The sequence below is a fragment of the Paenarthrobacter sp. NPDC056912 genome (assembly GCF_042786555.1).
In the GTDB taxonomy this organism is placed as follows: domain Bacteria; phylum Actinomycetota; class Actinomycetes; order Actinomycetales; family Micrococcaceae; genus Arthrobacter.
Genome location: NZ_JBHUCD010000030.1, coordinates 53,797 through 67,329, shown reverse-complemented (window position 1 = coordinate 67,329; position 13,533 = coordinate 53,797). Strand labels below are relative to the sequence as shown.

General features: G+C 62.9%; 14 protein-coding genes. 6 read left to right on the top strand and 8 right to left on the bottom strand.

Annotated elements, in window-relative coordinates; genetic code table 11:
* Positions 1–159 precede the first annotated feature (159 nt).
* Both ACFRJ9_RS23055 and ACFRJ9_RS23050 read right to left on the bottom strand, forming a co-directional pair.
* Complete coding sequence (locus tag ACFRJ9_RS23055) at positions 160–1,974, bottom strand: glycoside hydrolase family 15 protein (RefSeq protein ID WP_377673018.1); 1,815 nt, start codon at positions 1,972–1,974, stop codon at positions 160–162.
* 42 nt (positions 1,975–2,016) lie between these two features.
* Positions 2,017–3,447 (bottom strand): GntR family transcriptional regulator, encoded by a 1,431-nt coding sequence (locus ACFRJ9_RS23050; RefSeq protein ID WP_377673015.1) that lies wholly within the window; start codon positions 3,445–3,447, stop codon positions 2,017–2,019.
* A gap of 124 nt (positions 3,448–3,571) precedes the next feature.
* On the opposite strand from ACFRJ9_RS23050, the gene ACFRJ9_RS23045 reads away from it, so the two are divergent.
* Entirely contained in the window at positions 3,572–3,715 is a 144-nt protein-coding gene (locus ACFRJ9_RS23045) for a hypothetical protein (RefSeq protein WP_377673012.1), read from the top strand.
* 16 nt (positions 3,716–3,731) lie between these two features.
* Here the strand turns inward: ACFRJ9_RS23045 and ACFRJ9_RS23040 are convergent, their stop codons facing one another.
* Positions 3,732–4,721 (bottom strand): HAD-IIA family hydrolase, encoded by a 990-nt coding sequence (locus ACFRJ9_RS23040; RefSeq protein WP_377673009.1) that lies wholly within the window; start codon positions 4,719–4,721, stop codon positions 3,732–3,734.
* Positions 4,722–4,819: 98 nt separating this feature from the next.
* Positions 4,820–5,443, bottom strand: a complete 624-nt coding sequence (hxlA, locus tag ACFRJ9_RS23035) for a 3-hexulose-6-phosphate synthase (RefSeq protein ID WP_377673007.1) — start codon at positions 5,441–5,443, stop codon at positions 4,820–4,822.
* Between the two features lie 305 nt (positions 5,444–5,748).
* On the opposite strand from hxlA, the gene ACFRJ9_RS23030 reads away from it, so the two are divergent.
* Together ACFRJ9_RS23030 and ACFRJ9_RS23025 are read left to right on the top strand one after the other, a co-directional pair.
* A complete protein-coding gene (locus ACFRJ9_RS23030; RefSeq protein WP_377673005.1) occupies positions 5,749–7,236 on the top strand; it encodes a glyceraldehyde-3-phosphate dehydrogenase in 1,488 nt (495 codons plus the stop codon).
* A 38-nt stretch (positions 7,237–7,274) separates the two neighbouring features.
* Positions 7,275–8,300: an ATP-dependent 6-phosphofructokinase gene (locus ACFRJ9_RS23025; protein ID WP_377673002.1), complete on the top strand. Its 1,026-nt coding sequence runs from the start codon at positions 7,275–7,277 to the stop codon at positions 8,298–8,300.
* Between the two features lie 27 nt (positions 8,301–8,327).
* On the opposite strand, the gene ACFRJ9_RS23020 is transcribed toward ACFRJ9_RS23025, so the two are convergent.
* The 3 genes from ACFRJ9_RS23020 to ACFRJ9_RS23010 all read right to left on the bottom strand — a co-directional run bounded on the left by ACFRJ9_RS23020 (position 8,328) and on the right by ACFRJ9_RS23010 (position 9,980).
* Positions 8,328–8,612 carry a hypothetical protein gene (locus ACFRJ9_RS23020; RefSeq protein WP_377672999.1) on the bottom strand — a complete coding sequence of 95 codons (285 nt, stop codon included), beginning with the start codon at positions 8,610–8,612 and terminating at the stop codon, positions 8,328–8,330.
* 133 nt (positions 8,613–8,745) lie between these two features.
* A complete protein-coding gene (locus ACFRJ9_RS23015; protein ID WP_377672997.1) occupies positions 8,746–8,976 on the bottom strand; it encodes a DUF6458 family protein in 231 nt (76 codons plus the stop codon).
* 104 nt (positions 8,977–9,080) lie between these two features.
* Positions 9,081–9,980 (bottom strand): SDR family oxidoreductase, encoded by a 900-nt coding sequence (locus ACFRJ9_RS23010; protein WP_377672994.1) that lies wholly within the window; start codon positions 9,978–9,980, stop codon positions 9,081–9,083.
* A 110-nt stretch (positions 9,981–10,090) separates the two neighbouring features.
* Here ACFRJ9_RS23010 and ACFRJ9_RS23005 point away from each other — a divergent pair, with 110 nt between their 5' ends.
* Positions 10,091–10,687 carry a helix-turn-helix domain-containing protein gene (locus ACFRJ9_RS23005; RefSeq protein WP_377672991.1) on the top strand — a complete coding sequence of 199 codons (597 nt, stop codon included), beginning with the start codon at positions 10,091–10,093 and terminating at the stop codon, positions 10,685–10,687.
* Positions 10,684–11,568: a DMT family transporter gene (locus tag ACFRJ9_RS23000; protein ID WP_377672989.1), complete on the top strand. Its 885-nt coding sequence runs from the start codon at positions 10,684–10,686 to the stop codon at positions 11,566–11,568. The genes ACFRJ9_RS23005 and ACFRJ9_RS23000 overlap by 4 nt, the downstream gene beginning before the upstream one ends.
* A gap of 79 nt (positions 11,569–11,647) precedes the next feature.
* Here the strand turns inward: ACFRJ9_RS23000 and ACFRJ9_RS22995 are convergent, their stop codons facing one another.
* The gene (locus ACFRJ9_RS22995) at positions 11,648–12,694 is read right to left on the bottom strand and encodes an NAD(P)-dependent alcohol dehydrogenase (RefSeq protein WP_377672987.1); all 1,047 of its coding nucleotides are present in this window, start codon (positions 12,692–12,694) and stop codon (positions 11,648–11,650) included.
* Between the two features lie 104 nt (positions 12,695–12,798).
* On the opposite strand from ACFRJ9_RS22995, the gene ACFRJ9_RS22990 reads away from it, so the two are divergent.
* Entirely contained in the window at positions 12,799–13,482 is a 684-nt protein-coding gene (locus ACFRJ9_RS22990; protein WP_377672985.1) for a TetR/AcrR family transcriptional regulator, read from the top strand.
* Positions 13,483–13,533: the final 51 nt, after the last annotated feature.

Sequence of the window (13,533 nt, the reverse complement as noted above, 5' to 3'; positions counted from 1 at the left end):
ACCACCAACCACCACACCACCAACCACCACACCACCAACCGCACCGAACACGGACTCGAAGCCACAGGCGCAACCATCATGGCCCTCATGTTCGCTACCATGACCGCCTAAAACCCCGTGGTTCCATGGCGCCTGGGGCCGCGAACCGGTCCCGCCGGCTTAGCTCGGTTCGTGAACCACAGCCAGGCTGAGCAGGTCCACCCGGTGCATCGCGTCGGCAGCCCGGACCAAGGCCAGATGTGAGAATGCCTGCGGGAAATTGCCGGCCATCCGCTTGCCGGTTGTATCGAATTCCTCGCTGAGGAGCCCCAGTTCATTGGCCAGCCCCACCAGCTTGTCCATCAGGTTCCCTGCGTCCGCACGGCGACCAGTGCGGGCATACTGCTCAACCAACCAGAATGAACAAGCGAGAAACGGGTGCTCTCCTGGTTCGAGGCCATCTACGCCGGTTTGGGTCAGGTACCGCATCAAGAGGCCGTCGCTGGTGACAAGCTCGCTTTCCAGCTTTGCAACGGTTCCGAGCATGTGTTCGTCGTCGTAGGCAATGAACCCCACTTGCGGCAGGACAAGAAGGGCTGCGTCGGTTTGGGTGCCGCCATAGCTTTGCGTGAACGTGTTCAGGGTTCGGTTGAACCCACGCACCATGATCTCTTCCCGCAGCTTGTCCCGTAGCCTTGTCCACTGCTCAACAGGACCTGTCAGTCCGTGATCACGAACAGCCCGGACACCGCAGTCGAAAGCGGCCCACATCATCACTCTCGAGTGGGTGAAGTACCTGGTGGAGCCACGCATTTCCCACAGACCAAAGTCTTTGTCATCGACGTGCTTTTCGACAAAGGACAGGAGCGCGCGCTGGAGCGCCCAGGAAAACGAGTCTTCCCGGCCTCCTGCCAGTCGCAGCCTTTCCAAGGCCACCATGACTTCCCCGACGACGTCGGCTTGGTACTGGGATGCCGCAGCGTTGCCTATGCGGACTGGCGCAGCACCGTTGTAACCCGGCAGATGTCCCAATTCACGCTCTTCGAGGTGACGCTCACCGGCAACTCCATACATGATCTGCATGTCTTCGGGATCTCCGGCCAAAGCCCGCAGCAGCCAGTCCCGCCACTTCAGGGCTTCGGACTCATACCCATGCGTCAACATCGATTCGAGGGTGAGCGCAGCGTCCCTTAGCCAGCAGTATCGGTAGTCCCAATTACGGGTTCCGCCGAACTCTTCGGGCAACGATGTGGTGGGCGCTGCCACAATGCCGCCGGTTTCGAAATGGGTCAACGCCCGCAATACCAGGAGGGAACGCTTGACCATCGGGCTGTAGGGGCCGTCCTGCCGGCAGTTGCCGGCCCACGTCGTCCAATAGACCAGTGCCTCGTTCAGTGCTTCGTCGAAGTCAGTCCGTTCAGGGAGCGCCCGGTAGGACGGAAACCATGCCAACTCAAAGTCCGTTTGCTCACCGGCACTGACGACGAATGAATTGGTGTGGCCATGCGGATGCGGGTGCGGCAACGGATCACAATGCAGGGCCCAGGCGTCTGGACCAGCCATGGCCAGCAGGGTGTCCGCATTCCCCGAGCGAACTCGGCTCATCCACGGCTTGATTGCGCCGTACTCGGGCCGGACGCTGAATTCCTGCCACAGTCCTACGTCCCCTTCAAGACCCATAACACGTCGTAGGAGAGCCGAGCCTGACCGGCCAACGGGCATGAAATCGACTACTTTGACCCGCCCTTGCGATGTTTGCCAGATCGTTTCCAGGATGAAGGTGGATTCCACGTAGCGCCTGGAGATGACCACCGCCGAATCGTCCTCGGGCGCGATGACCCATCGGCCATGTTCCGTTGTCCCCAGGAGGGCGCCAAAACTCGACGGCGAATCGAACCGCGGGAAGCACAGCCAATCGATGCTCCCCCGTTTGGACACAAGGGGTGCCGTAGCAAGATCGGACAGCAGCGCGTAATCCTCGATCGGTTCCGCCATACGCCAACTAAAGCACAAGGACCCACCCTCCGGAACAAGGTGCTACAGCGTGCTTGCAGAGCCTCCCAAGCAAAGCCACCACGGGACTGCGGGGAGCGCTCGTCGCTCGACGTGGTCGGCTGCCTTGATGGTCCCGCCGACGAAGCGGCCCGTGTTGGTGGCAATGACCGTGCCCTGCTTGTCCACGATGGACGTGTTCGGTGGCAACGGTGCCAGGAGGGGCTCGAACGCGGACTGGAGCTGGCTGATTCGGACGTCGGCACCGAGGGCTCCGACGTATTCTCCGGCAATAATGACCCGCTTGCTGAAGGTGACGATGTTCTCGTTCGTCCCGCTCGCGTCCACATACGCGTGGCTGGTGTGGATGGGACTGTCGTCGCCCTGATCGTCGGGACGCCAAGGTGCGGTGGCGAAATCGTACAGGTCCATGTCGATGTAGAGCCGCTGCGGCGACTCCGGTGCCGCTGGCGTGTAGCACCAGGCAATCCAGCTTTCGCCGAAGAGTGACTGGTCGGCGACGAAGCCGGTTCCGTAGAGAAGCGGGACGCCGATGGTTACGGCCTTCCGGGCCGCGTCATAGATGTGCGAATCCACCCGGTCCCTGCTGGCGCCGGGACCGATGCTGGCACGTACCGCCGTTTCCACCTCGCGCATTGATGCCGCAGCGGTCCGATGGAACATCGCCGCAAGCGATTCAATGGCAGCAACAGCGTCGTCCACGGATACCGGAGGCGGCGAACCGGGCGGAGTACCGTCCAGCTCCATCCTCTCGTCAATGACGAGGTTCATATCCCGCCTGACGTGTTCCTCGGCCAGTTCCCGTGCCCGCACCGCGTCGCCGGCCTTGATGGCGGCAACGATCCGGGCGTGGTCGTCCGCAGCCGCGGCCCTGTGCCCGGCCGGATCAGCCCAAATCAGTGGGCCAACTTCTGCCTGCAATGCCACCTCCTGCCGTGTCAGCCTGACCGATCCCGAGCTCGCGGCCAGCTCGATGTGGAACTTGCTGTCCGCCCTGATCGCGTCCGCAGGGTGTTCACAGGCCCGGATCTCAGCTGATGAATGGTCAAGGCGTCCCATGGAGAGCCGATGGGACTGGTTGGCTGAGGCAGCGGCGGCGCTACCGGCCAGGAAGGCACGGTACTCCCGCAGATCCCGCAGGTCTTCCAGGGAATAGGCCTCCAGGGACTGGCGCTGCATGCGGCTGATGTCCCCGGTGTTGGCCTTGACGAAACTTCCGCCGCCCTTGCCACGCCGGGTTTCCACGAGGCCCAGCCCGCGCAACTCCGCCAGCGCCGCGCGGAGCGTCAGGGTGGAGACACCCATCGCGGAAGCAAGGTAGCTTTCGCTGGGCAACTGGGAACCGTTCTCCAGGACTCCGAGCTCGATCGCATGCCGCAATCGGCGCCCGACTTCCACGCCCCTGTCGGCAGCCTCCAACGGCGCGAAGGCGAGCTGCTCTTTCCAAGTCGTCACTGCAAACTCCAGCCTATGGGCCATTAACATTTAACCTTGAATGTCTATTGAACTTTAACAATGAAGGTCTATAGTTAACAGTATCACCAGGCATGTTAAAGGAGCCGCAAGAAAGGGGCAGATGATGACACGGGAAGAAGCTTTCGCACGGTGCACTCCGGACTCCTATGTCGAGTTCTACGCCGGTCACTGGCTCATCGTGCCATTCGCCCAAGTGGAGCAGCCACGGTTCTTCGTCTGCTCTCCCAGCGCGTCCCGCAACCAGTAGTCCTGCCCCCTCGGGGTTAGGAAGCGGTTGTGAAGCTGACCACCGGAGCTGCCGCTGGCGTCACTTCAGGATGGATTGCCCACCACGCCGCACACGCGGCACGCCAGCTGTTGAGGTCGTCCTCATGTCCACTGATTGTCACCGTCGCCTCGGTCGCGGAGGCAACGGCCTCACCGCAGGTGTGGGAGACGCCGTCGAACCTGATAGCCGGGTACGCCTGGTACAGATCGCCGAGTGAGCCGATTACATAGTCCGGGCGCTCGTCCACCTTCGCTGCCAAAGCCGTGCGAACCGAGTCCACGCCCGTCAGGACCAGTGCCGTGGCCATCCCCGCGCGGTTTCCACCCAGAATGTCGGTGTCGAGCCTGTCCCCCACTACGATCGGACGGGCAACACCCGAGTGGCGGGCAGCTGTCTCAAAAAGCGCAGGCCAGGGCTTTCCCGCAACCGACGGCGTCTTGGCGGTGGCAGCGGCCACGGCAGCCACGAAGGTTCCGTTCCCCGGCGCGAAGCCTCGCTCCTGCGGCAGTGACATGTCGGTGTTCGTCGCTATCCACACCGCTCCCGCGGCCACGGCGTAGGCGGCCTCCGCCAGATCCTTCCATCCCAGCGCGGGCGAGAACCCCTGGATGACGGCGTCCGGCCGGTCATCGGCCGTGCCGACGACTACCAGCCCCTGTGCCCTGACAGCATCCGCGAGGGTCTCGCTCCCCACAACCAGGACTGCTGAGCCCGCAGCAACCTGTCCCGCCAGCAGCTCCGCACCGGCCTGGGCTGAACCGAACACTTGTTCCGCGGTGGCTGGAGCGCCCAGCTCACGAAGATGGGCCGCGACCTGCTCGGACGAGCGGGACGCGTTGTTGGTCACGTACGCGAGGCCTTTTCCTTCTTCCTCGAGCTTTTCCAGGGCACGTGTTGCCCCATCGATTGCCCGAGGTCCCGTGTAAACGACGCCGTCCAGGTCCGCGAGGACGCCGTCGTATCCATCGATCAACCGCTCAGTCATTGACGACGTCCTTGTTAGCCTCGGTCATGGTGTTTCCCCTTGATAAAAAGTTGGTGGCGCCCCGCAGGATGCGGGACGCCACCGTTCGAACGTGCTGGCTAGACGATCGCAGCGCGCAGGGCCTTGGCAGCCAACGCGGGATCCTCAGCACCATAGATAGCGCCACCAGCAACAGCAACATCAGCACCGGCCTTCTGAACATCGGCAATAGTGCCCACCTTCACGCCACCAGCAACCGAGAACGGAACACGAGCCTCGGAACCTGCACGCAGCAAACCATTCAGGTCAAAACCAGGCTTGGCCTGCTCATCCAGACCAGCGTGCATCTCCACGAACTTCGCACCCAGCGCACGAACTTCCTTCGCACGGGTCACCTTGTCCGCAATACCAATCAGGTCAACCACAACACCCTTGTTGTGAGCCTTCGCAGCCTTGACCGCACCAGCAATGGTGGAATCATCAGCAGCACCAAGAACAGTCACCAGATCAGCGCCGGCCTTGAACGCAATATCAGCCTCAAGCTCACCAGCATCCATGGTCTTCAGGTCAGCAAACACAATCTTGTCCGGGTGCGCGTTCTTCACAGCCGTGATCACCGACAAGCCCTCGGCCTTAATCAACGGGGTACCGAGCTCGATGATGTCAACGTACTCAGCAACCTGGCCAGCCAATTCCAGCGCAGCTTCAGTGGTCAGGAGGTCAATGGCAACTTGGAGTTTCATAATGATCATTTCTTTCTGTAGGAGGTGCGGTTCCTTATCCATGGTTCCGAAGTGAACCGGTTGGGGTAACGCTGTTTTTGGATGGTTGGAACTACCCTTTAGGACTGGGCAGCGCATTTGTGGCCGCCAGCACGGAACCCCGGGCCCTGCCAATATCGCGGCCCACCCAAAAGAGTGGTTAAAACCATCCTGAATTAGCGTTTCGCGTGGTTCTCTTCGGACGGAGGATGGAGACCTGGCCACTGGAGCATCCCAGGAGCCGCTAGCTGATACAGACCCGACCCCTCTTCTGGAAAGGCAGTCCGATGCAAACCTCAGATACTTGTCTTGCTACGTGGATGGGCCGGGAGGCCCTGGCGGAAGCAATGATCCCGGTGATTGGCCGGCTGTACCGCGAAAACAATGTGGTCACGAGCATCCATGGCCGGAGCTTGGTCAACAAGTCCACCATGAGCATCCTCAAGGCACACCGCTTCGCACGCCGAATCAGCAAGGAAGAGTTGCTCCTCGAGGAGACGGCGCCGCTGCTGAATACGCTGGCGCAACTGCAGCTCGGCTCGGCCGCCATCGACATCGCGCGCTTGAACCAGAAATTCAAGGAAAAGGGCAATGGGGCAAACCTGGAAGACTTCCTTCGGGCTGAACTGTCCGCAGTAGTAGGCCAGCGCGGCGGCAGCGCCGGCGGCAGCACCGACGTCGTACTCTATGGTTTCGGCCGAATCGGACGTTTGCTGACGCGGATCCTGGTTGAGCAGGCCGGAGGCGGCCACGGGCTTCGGCTTCGCGCGATCGTTGTCCGCAAGGGTGCTGACAATGACCTCACCAAGCGGGCCAGCCTCCTTCGCCGCGACTCCGTCCACGGGTCTTTCGAGGGCTCCATCAAGGTGGACGCTGAGGCGAACACCATCACCGCGAATGGTGTTCGGATCCAGGTCATCTACTCGGACAACCCCGCCACCATCGACTACACGGCTTACGGCATCAAGGATGCCCTCATCGTGGACAACACCGGCCGCTGGCGGGACGCTGAAGGCTTGTCGCAGCACCTGCTCAGCAAGGGCGCAGCCCGGGTACTACTGACTGCCCCCGGCAAAGGCGGTCTGAAGAACATCGTGCACGGCATCAACCACGGCGACATCTCCGATGAAGACACGATCGTCACTGCCGCTTCCTGCACCACCAATGCCATCACTCCCATCCTTCAGGCCATCAATGACAAGTACGGCGTGATCCACGGCCACGTGGAGACGGTGCACTCGTTCACGAACGACCAGAACCTCATTGACAACTTCCACAAAGGCGACCGGCGCGGACGTTCGGCGGCGCTGAACATGGTCATTACCGAAACCGGTGCAGCCAAAGCCGTAGCGAAAGCGTTGCCGGAACTGGAGGGGAAACTGACCGGCAGCTCCATCCGCGTCCCAACGCCGGATGTTTCCATGGCCATCTTGAACCTGAACCTGGAACGCGGAACCACCAAGGACGAGGTCAACACGTACCTGCGTGAGATGGCACTGCACTCGGACCTCCGTCAGCAGATCGACTACATGGATTCACCGGAGGTGGTCTCCACCGATTTCGTCGGCTCCCGCCACACCGGGATTGTTGACGGACTGGCCACCATCTCCAACGACAAGAACCTGGTCCTCTATGTCTGGTACGACAACGAATTCGGCTACTCCTGCCAGGTTGTCCGCGTCATGGAGGAGATGGCAGGCGTGAACCGGCCGTCCTTCCCGGCGGCGAATGTGGTGGAAGAAGCCATGTCAGTGCTGGCAGCCGTAGGTTCCTAGCCAGTCCATTTCCAGTTCCAACAAAAGCGAGCCCAAGCATGAAAATTGGAATTCTCACCAGTGGCGGCGACTGCCCCGGACTGAACGCGGTGATCCGTGGTGCGGTGTTGAAAGGCATCGCCATCCAGGGCCATGAGTTCGTCGGATTCCGCGACGGCTGGCGCGGGGTTGTGCAAGGCGACGTCATCGACATCCCCCGCACCCTGGTCCGGGGGATTTCCAAGCAGGGCGGCACCATCCTAGGCACCTCACGTACCAATCCCTTTGAGAATGGTGGCGGCCCGGAGGTCATCAAGGGCCATTTGGAACGCTTGGGCATTGACGCGATCATTGCAATCGGCGGCGAGGGCACGCTCGCCGCCGCCAAGCGCCTCACCGATGCCGGTCTCAAAATCGTGGGCGTTCCCAAAACCGTGGACAACGACCTTGACGCAACTGACTACAGTTTCGGCTTCGACACAGCCGTCCACATCGCCACCGAGGCCATCGACCGCCTCCGCACCACCGGCGAATCCCATCATCGCTGCATGATCGTTGAAGTCATGGGACGGCACGTCGGCTGGATCGCGCTTCACGCCGGTATGGCCGCTGGTGCCCACGCGATCCTCATCCCGGAGCAGAAAGTCAGCGTGGAAAGGGTCGGCCAGTGGGTGAAGGAGGCCCACGCGCGCGGCCGGGCCCCACTGGTTGTGGTAGCGGAAGGCTTCGTTCCGGAGCACATGGAATCACCCCACTCCGAGCGTGGCTTGGACACCTTCGGCCGGCCGCGCATGGGTGGCATCGCAGACCAACTGGCCCCTGAGCTGGAAGCCCGGACGGGCATCGAGACCCGCACCACCATCCTGGGGCATGTCCAGCGGGGAGGAGTGCCCACCGCCTATGACCGGGTCCTGGCCACTCGCCTGGGCATGGCAGCGGTGCACTCGGTTGTGCAGGGCCGCTGGGGTTCCATGGTGGCGCTCAAAGGGACGGACATCGAGCAGGTGGACTTCCAGGAGGCCTTGGGCAAACTGAAAGTGGTTCCGCAGCACCGCTACGAAGAAGCGGCCGTCCTGTTCGGCTGAGCAGACCGGCCCAGCTCAGGCGAAGGCCTACTTCGCTTCCAGCCGCGCCCTGATCTGCTCGGCGTAGTCCCCGTACGCGGCTGCGATTTCTTCCAAGTCGACAGTCTGCGGGAAGTCGATCACAGGCTGGTGCTCCGCGAGGTAGCTGATGGTTTCTTCGACAATGAGCTGCTCATCGAAGCCACCCAAGCCTGCTTCGGCAAGGAAGTCAGGGTTGGTATGGACCAGGGATTCCCCTGTTTGTCCCTCCGATGCCCAACGCACCAGGTATTCGTTCTGATTCACAAGTTCGATGTCGAATGACTTCTCCATGGAAGCAGCCTACGCGCTCCCGGTGCCGAACAAAGTTGCCGATCAAAGTACGCGAGCTGCCGCCTCCACAAGGCAAGAAAGCGCACGACGGCGACCTCCCGCCGTCGTGCGCTTCTTTCGTTGGGTGCGGCTGCTAGACCTCGGGGCGCCGCTCTATGGCTGCTTCAGGAGCGGTGCGCCGCTCTACGACCGTGCGCCGCGTCCTGTTGGACATGGCGATTGAGATGATCAGCCCCAGGACGCCCACGATCATCAGGATGTAGCCGACCAGGATCTGGTCAAGGAAGGGGATGATGCCGGGGGCGAGCGCAAAGGCCAGAATCGCTCCGATGGCGATCAGGGCAATGGAAGAACCAATTCTCATAACGTGCTCCTCACTTTTGTTCGGCGTGTGGACGCAACTGCCGAATCTATATAGTCAGGATACTTATGATTATCACGACCCGCCAGCGACGGGCTTCTTCCGGATCAGTGCCCGAACCGGGCGGCGTAGCGGGCGATTGCGTCCTCCGGAGTCGGTACGGGTCCGAAGACCTCTCCCTGGCGGGCGGTGTTGGCGACGTACTTTCCGGTCTCGAACCAGGCCGACATGCTGGCCATGTCGCTCACCAGCGGGGCAATCTTGGACGTGACTTTTCCAGCTCCGGCAAGAACGCCGGTTGGAATGGCCATGACCTTGATTGGCTTCCCGCTGTGGCGTCCGGCGATTTCCGCGGCCTCGAGGATGCTCACCGGACGGGTCCAGCCGATGTCGATCCGCTCGCCATCGGCGATGTCCGCATCCACCGCCTCGGCCAGATAGCGTGCGAGGTCGCTGGTGAGGACGAACGTGAGCGGGGTGTCCTTGGTGCCCAGCCACATGAATCGCCCCTTCTTGAAGGGGTCGCCGCCGCCCATGCCTGCCACTTGGTCAAAGAACGCACCGGGTCGCAGCGCAACGAACGGGACGCCGAGTTCCTGGAACTTGTCCTCGGCCAGCTTCTTGTGCCAGAAATGCGGCACCTGCGGAGTCTGGTCGCTGGTGAGGATGCCGATGAGCACAAACCGGGGAACGCCGGCTTGCTTGGCGGCGACCGCAAGATTGCTGTAGCCGAAGGTGTCGATTGCCTGCGCGTTCTTGTCGTTGCGCGTGTACCCGGCCGCCGTTGAGACGGCCGCGGAAACACCCGTCATGGCCACGATCAACGAGGCGGCGTCCAGCATGTCGCCCCGGACTATCTCCACTCCTTTGGCCTCCAGCTTGCTTGCGCTGGACTTGGCCCGCACGAGTGCGCGGACCCTCGTTCCGCGCTTGAGAAGTTCATCCACCACCTGGCCGCCCAAGTAGCCGGTGGCGCCAACAACGAGGACAGGCAGATCTTCAGCCATGGTTTCTCCTGGGTTTGGGTTCCTAGGCTCAGTGGTAGCACGCACCATCGCGCAACACCAGACTTCATAGCCAGCTAGAGAGTGCACTTTCAGTGCACTATGATGCACTCATGGATGAAAGCACTACCTCCTTGTCCCTGGCCATCGGCGCCCGAGTGAAACAAGAGCGGCAAACGCATGGATGGACCTTGGACCAGCTGGCCGAGGCCGCCGGTGTGAGCCGCCGGATGATCGTCAACGTTGAGCAGGGGGCAGCGAATCCCAGCGTCGGTACCCTGCTGAGAATCAGCGATGCGCTTGGCGTTGGCCTGCCGGCACTGGTGGAGTCGCCGCGACCGAAGCCAATCAGGGTCACCCGGAGCGGTGAAGGCGCCACGTTGTGGAGCAGCGAGCAGGGCGGCCAGGGAACATTGGTAGCGGGCACCGAATCACCGGACGTTGTTGAACTGTGGGACTGGACCCTGGGCCCGGGCGACCAGCACGGCAGCGAGGCTCATTCGGCAGGCACCAAGGAGCTGCTGCAGATTCAGCACGGCACCATCACCGTGCACGTGGCGGACGAGGTAGTGACACTCAACCCGGGAGACGCCATGACATTCCCCGGGGACGTGGCACACTCCTATTCCAACCTGGGCACCGCACCGGCCAGATTCTCCCTGGCAGTGTTCGAACCCGGCGTCGGCTCCGGACGCCAGCACACGCCATGACCGCCCTCAAACGCACCCCGATTCCACCCTGGGGCCTCGCAGTCGCGGCCATGTTCTCGGTGCAAATGAGTTCCGCCTTGTCAGTGAACCTCATCGCCGAGGTGGGCCCGGCAGGAACCGCCTGGTTGAGGCTCAGCCTGGGAGCGGTGATCTTCCTTGCCATTGCCCGGCCACCCCTGCGTTCAGTACGACGCCACGATGTACCCGTGCTGTTGGGACTGGGCGTTGCCACGGGGCTCATGACCATCATGTTCCTGGCTGCAATCGAGCGCATCCCGCTGGGCACCACCGTCGCGATCGAGTTCCTCGGCCCGCTGACTGTCGCGGCCATCCGCAGCCACAATCGACGCGCGCTCCTGTGGCCGTTGCTCGCGCTGGCGGGAGTCATCCTGCTCACTGAACCCTGGCACGGCGAGGTGGACTTGGTGGGCGTAGGCTTCGCTGTCCTCGCGGCCGTTGGCTGGGGCGCCTACATTGTGCTCACCCAGCGAATAGGGGACCGCTTCACCGGAATCGGAGCGCTTTCATTGACCGTTCCGGTGGCCGCCCTCACCGCAGCGGTAGTGGGCATTCCCCAGGCCGCCGGACACCTCGACGCGGGCATCCTTGCCGCGGCCCTCGGGGTGGCAATACTGATGCCCGTACTGCCTTTCGTCCTGGAATTGATGGCCCTGCGCCGCATGACATCCGCCGCCTTCGGCACGCTCATGGCACTGGAACCCGCCTTTGGCGTGCTCCTGGGGTTGCTGGTGCTGCACCAGCAACCCTCCATCATCCAGGTTGTCGGCATCACCCTTGTTGTGGTGGCGGGCGCAGCATCGCAAAGGGGCGCCAACCGGCAGCCACCGCCACTGATAGAGCCGGCGGCTACCGCGGCTTGAGCACTCGGCCGCAAGGCGCCGAACGCACGACGGCGACCTGCCGCCGTCGTGCGTTTCCTTGCGTTTTGCGTGGCGCGGCTCAGATGGTGATCGCGACCTTGCCGCGGGCTTTGCCGGCGTCGAAGTAGCGCATGGCCTCGGGGACCTGGTCCAGCGGGAAGGTGCGGTCGATGGCCGGGACTATGGTTCCCGCTTCCAGGAGGCCTGCGAGGTACTCAAGATCAGCGGCGGTCTGGCTGCCCACGATCATGGTGAACCGCTGCCGGATAAACGGGGACACGACCAACGCGCGGAGCTGCCGGTCCATGCTTCCCGTCCAGGAGCCGCCTTCCTCGCCGCCGGTGATCACGGCCGTGCCGTCAGGGGTGAGCGCCCGGCGGAGGCGGGAAACACCCGGGTTGCCGGCGATGTCGATGATGACGTCGTAGCGCCCTGATCCGTCAGCGAAGTCCTGCTTGGCGTAGTCGATGACGTGATCTGCGCCAAGAGAGCGGACCAGATCCGCTTTGCCCGCGCTGCACACGGCCGTAACCTCGGCCCCGGCAGCCTTGGCGAACTGGACCGCATAGCTGCCGACGCCGCCCGAGGCGCCGGTGACCAGGACTTTCCGGTGACGGTTGTTCCGGTCAGGGACCACTCCGCCTGCACGAAGTGCCTGCAGGGCGGTGCAGGCGGACACGGGAACCACCGCGGCCTGGGCGAAACTGATGTTGGCGGGCTTGAGGGCGAGCTGGCTTTCCCGGGCCGCAGCGTATTCGGCGAACGTCCCCTTCCCCGTGCCAAAGACCTGGTCTCCCACCCCGAAACGGGTCACCTTTGCGCCGATGGCCTCAACTGTCCCCGCGAAGTCCATCCCGGGGACGGGATTCCTGGGAGCCCTGAAACCGTAGACCAGGCGCAGCGCGTAGGGCAGGCCTGTGGTGACGTGCCAGGTGCCGCGGTCCATCCCGGCAGCGTGAACGCGGACCAGCACGTGATCGTCTGCGATTGCCGGGCGGGGAACGTGCGCCAAATGGAGGACGTCGGCCGGACCGTAGGCCTGCTGCACGATGGCCCGCATGGCGGTGTCCGGCCCGGACCGGCCGCCTTCATGACGGGATTCCTTGGCTTGCTGACCATTGGTCATGGCCGTTCCTTTCAGGACATTAGGGTGTTCAGCAGCATTTTCGTACGCTGTACTAAAGAGGCTACCGTACACTGTACTAAACCGCTAGACCCCAAGGAGATCCAGTGCCCGCCGCAGCCGCCCAACGCCTCCCCCTCAGCCGGGAAAGAGTGCTCCAATGCGCTGTCGAACTCGCCGACAAGTCCGGAATCGCCGGCCTGACCATCCGATCCCTCGCGCAGAGCATGGACACCAAGCCCATGTCGCTCTACTACTACGTGGCCAACAAGGACGAAATCCTAGACGGCATCGTGGACATGGTGTTCAGCGAAGTCGACCTGCCCGCGGCGGACGGCGACTGGCGAACAGAGATGCACCGGCGCGCGAACGCCATGCGATCGGCCCTACGGCGCCATCCCTGGGCCGTTGGACTGTTGGAGAGCCGCACGGCTCCCGGCCCGGCGACACTCAGGCACCACGAGGCCACACTGTCCACGCTCAGGGCCGCCGGTTTCTCCGTCCAGCTCACCGCCCATGCGTACGCGTTGCTGGACAGCTACATCTACGGATTCGCCCTCCAGGAAGCAGCCCTCCCGTTCGAGGGGAGGGACACGGCCGCCGAGATCACCAAGCCCATCATGGAGCGTTTCTCCACCGGCGAGTATCCCCACATGGTGGAGATCGCCGTCGAACATGTCCTCAAACCGGGCTACGACTTTGGCGACGAATTCGGGTTCGGCCTGGATCTCATCCTTGACGGCCTCAACCGCTTGCTACCCGCCCCGGCCGAAGACCCGCGTCAGCGTTGAGGCCCCCGGGCTGACAGGGTACGGTCGGGCATAGCCGACGCCCCCGGAGTA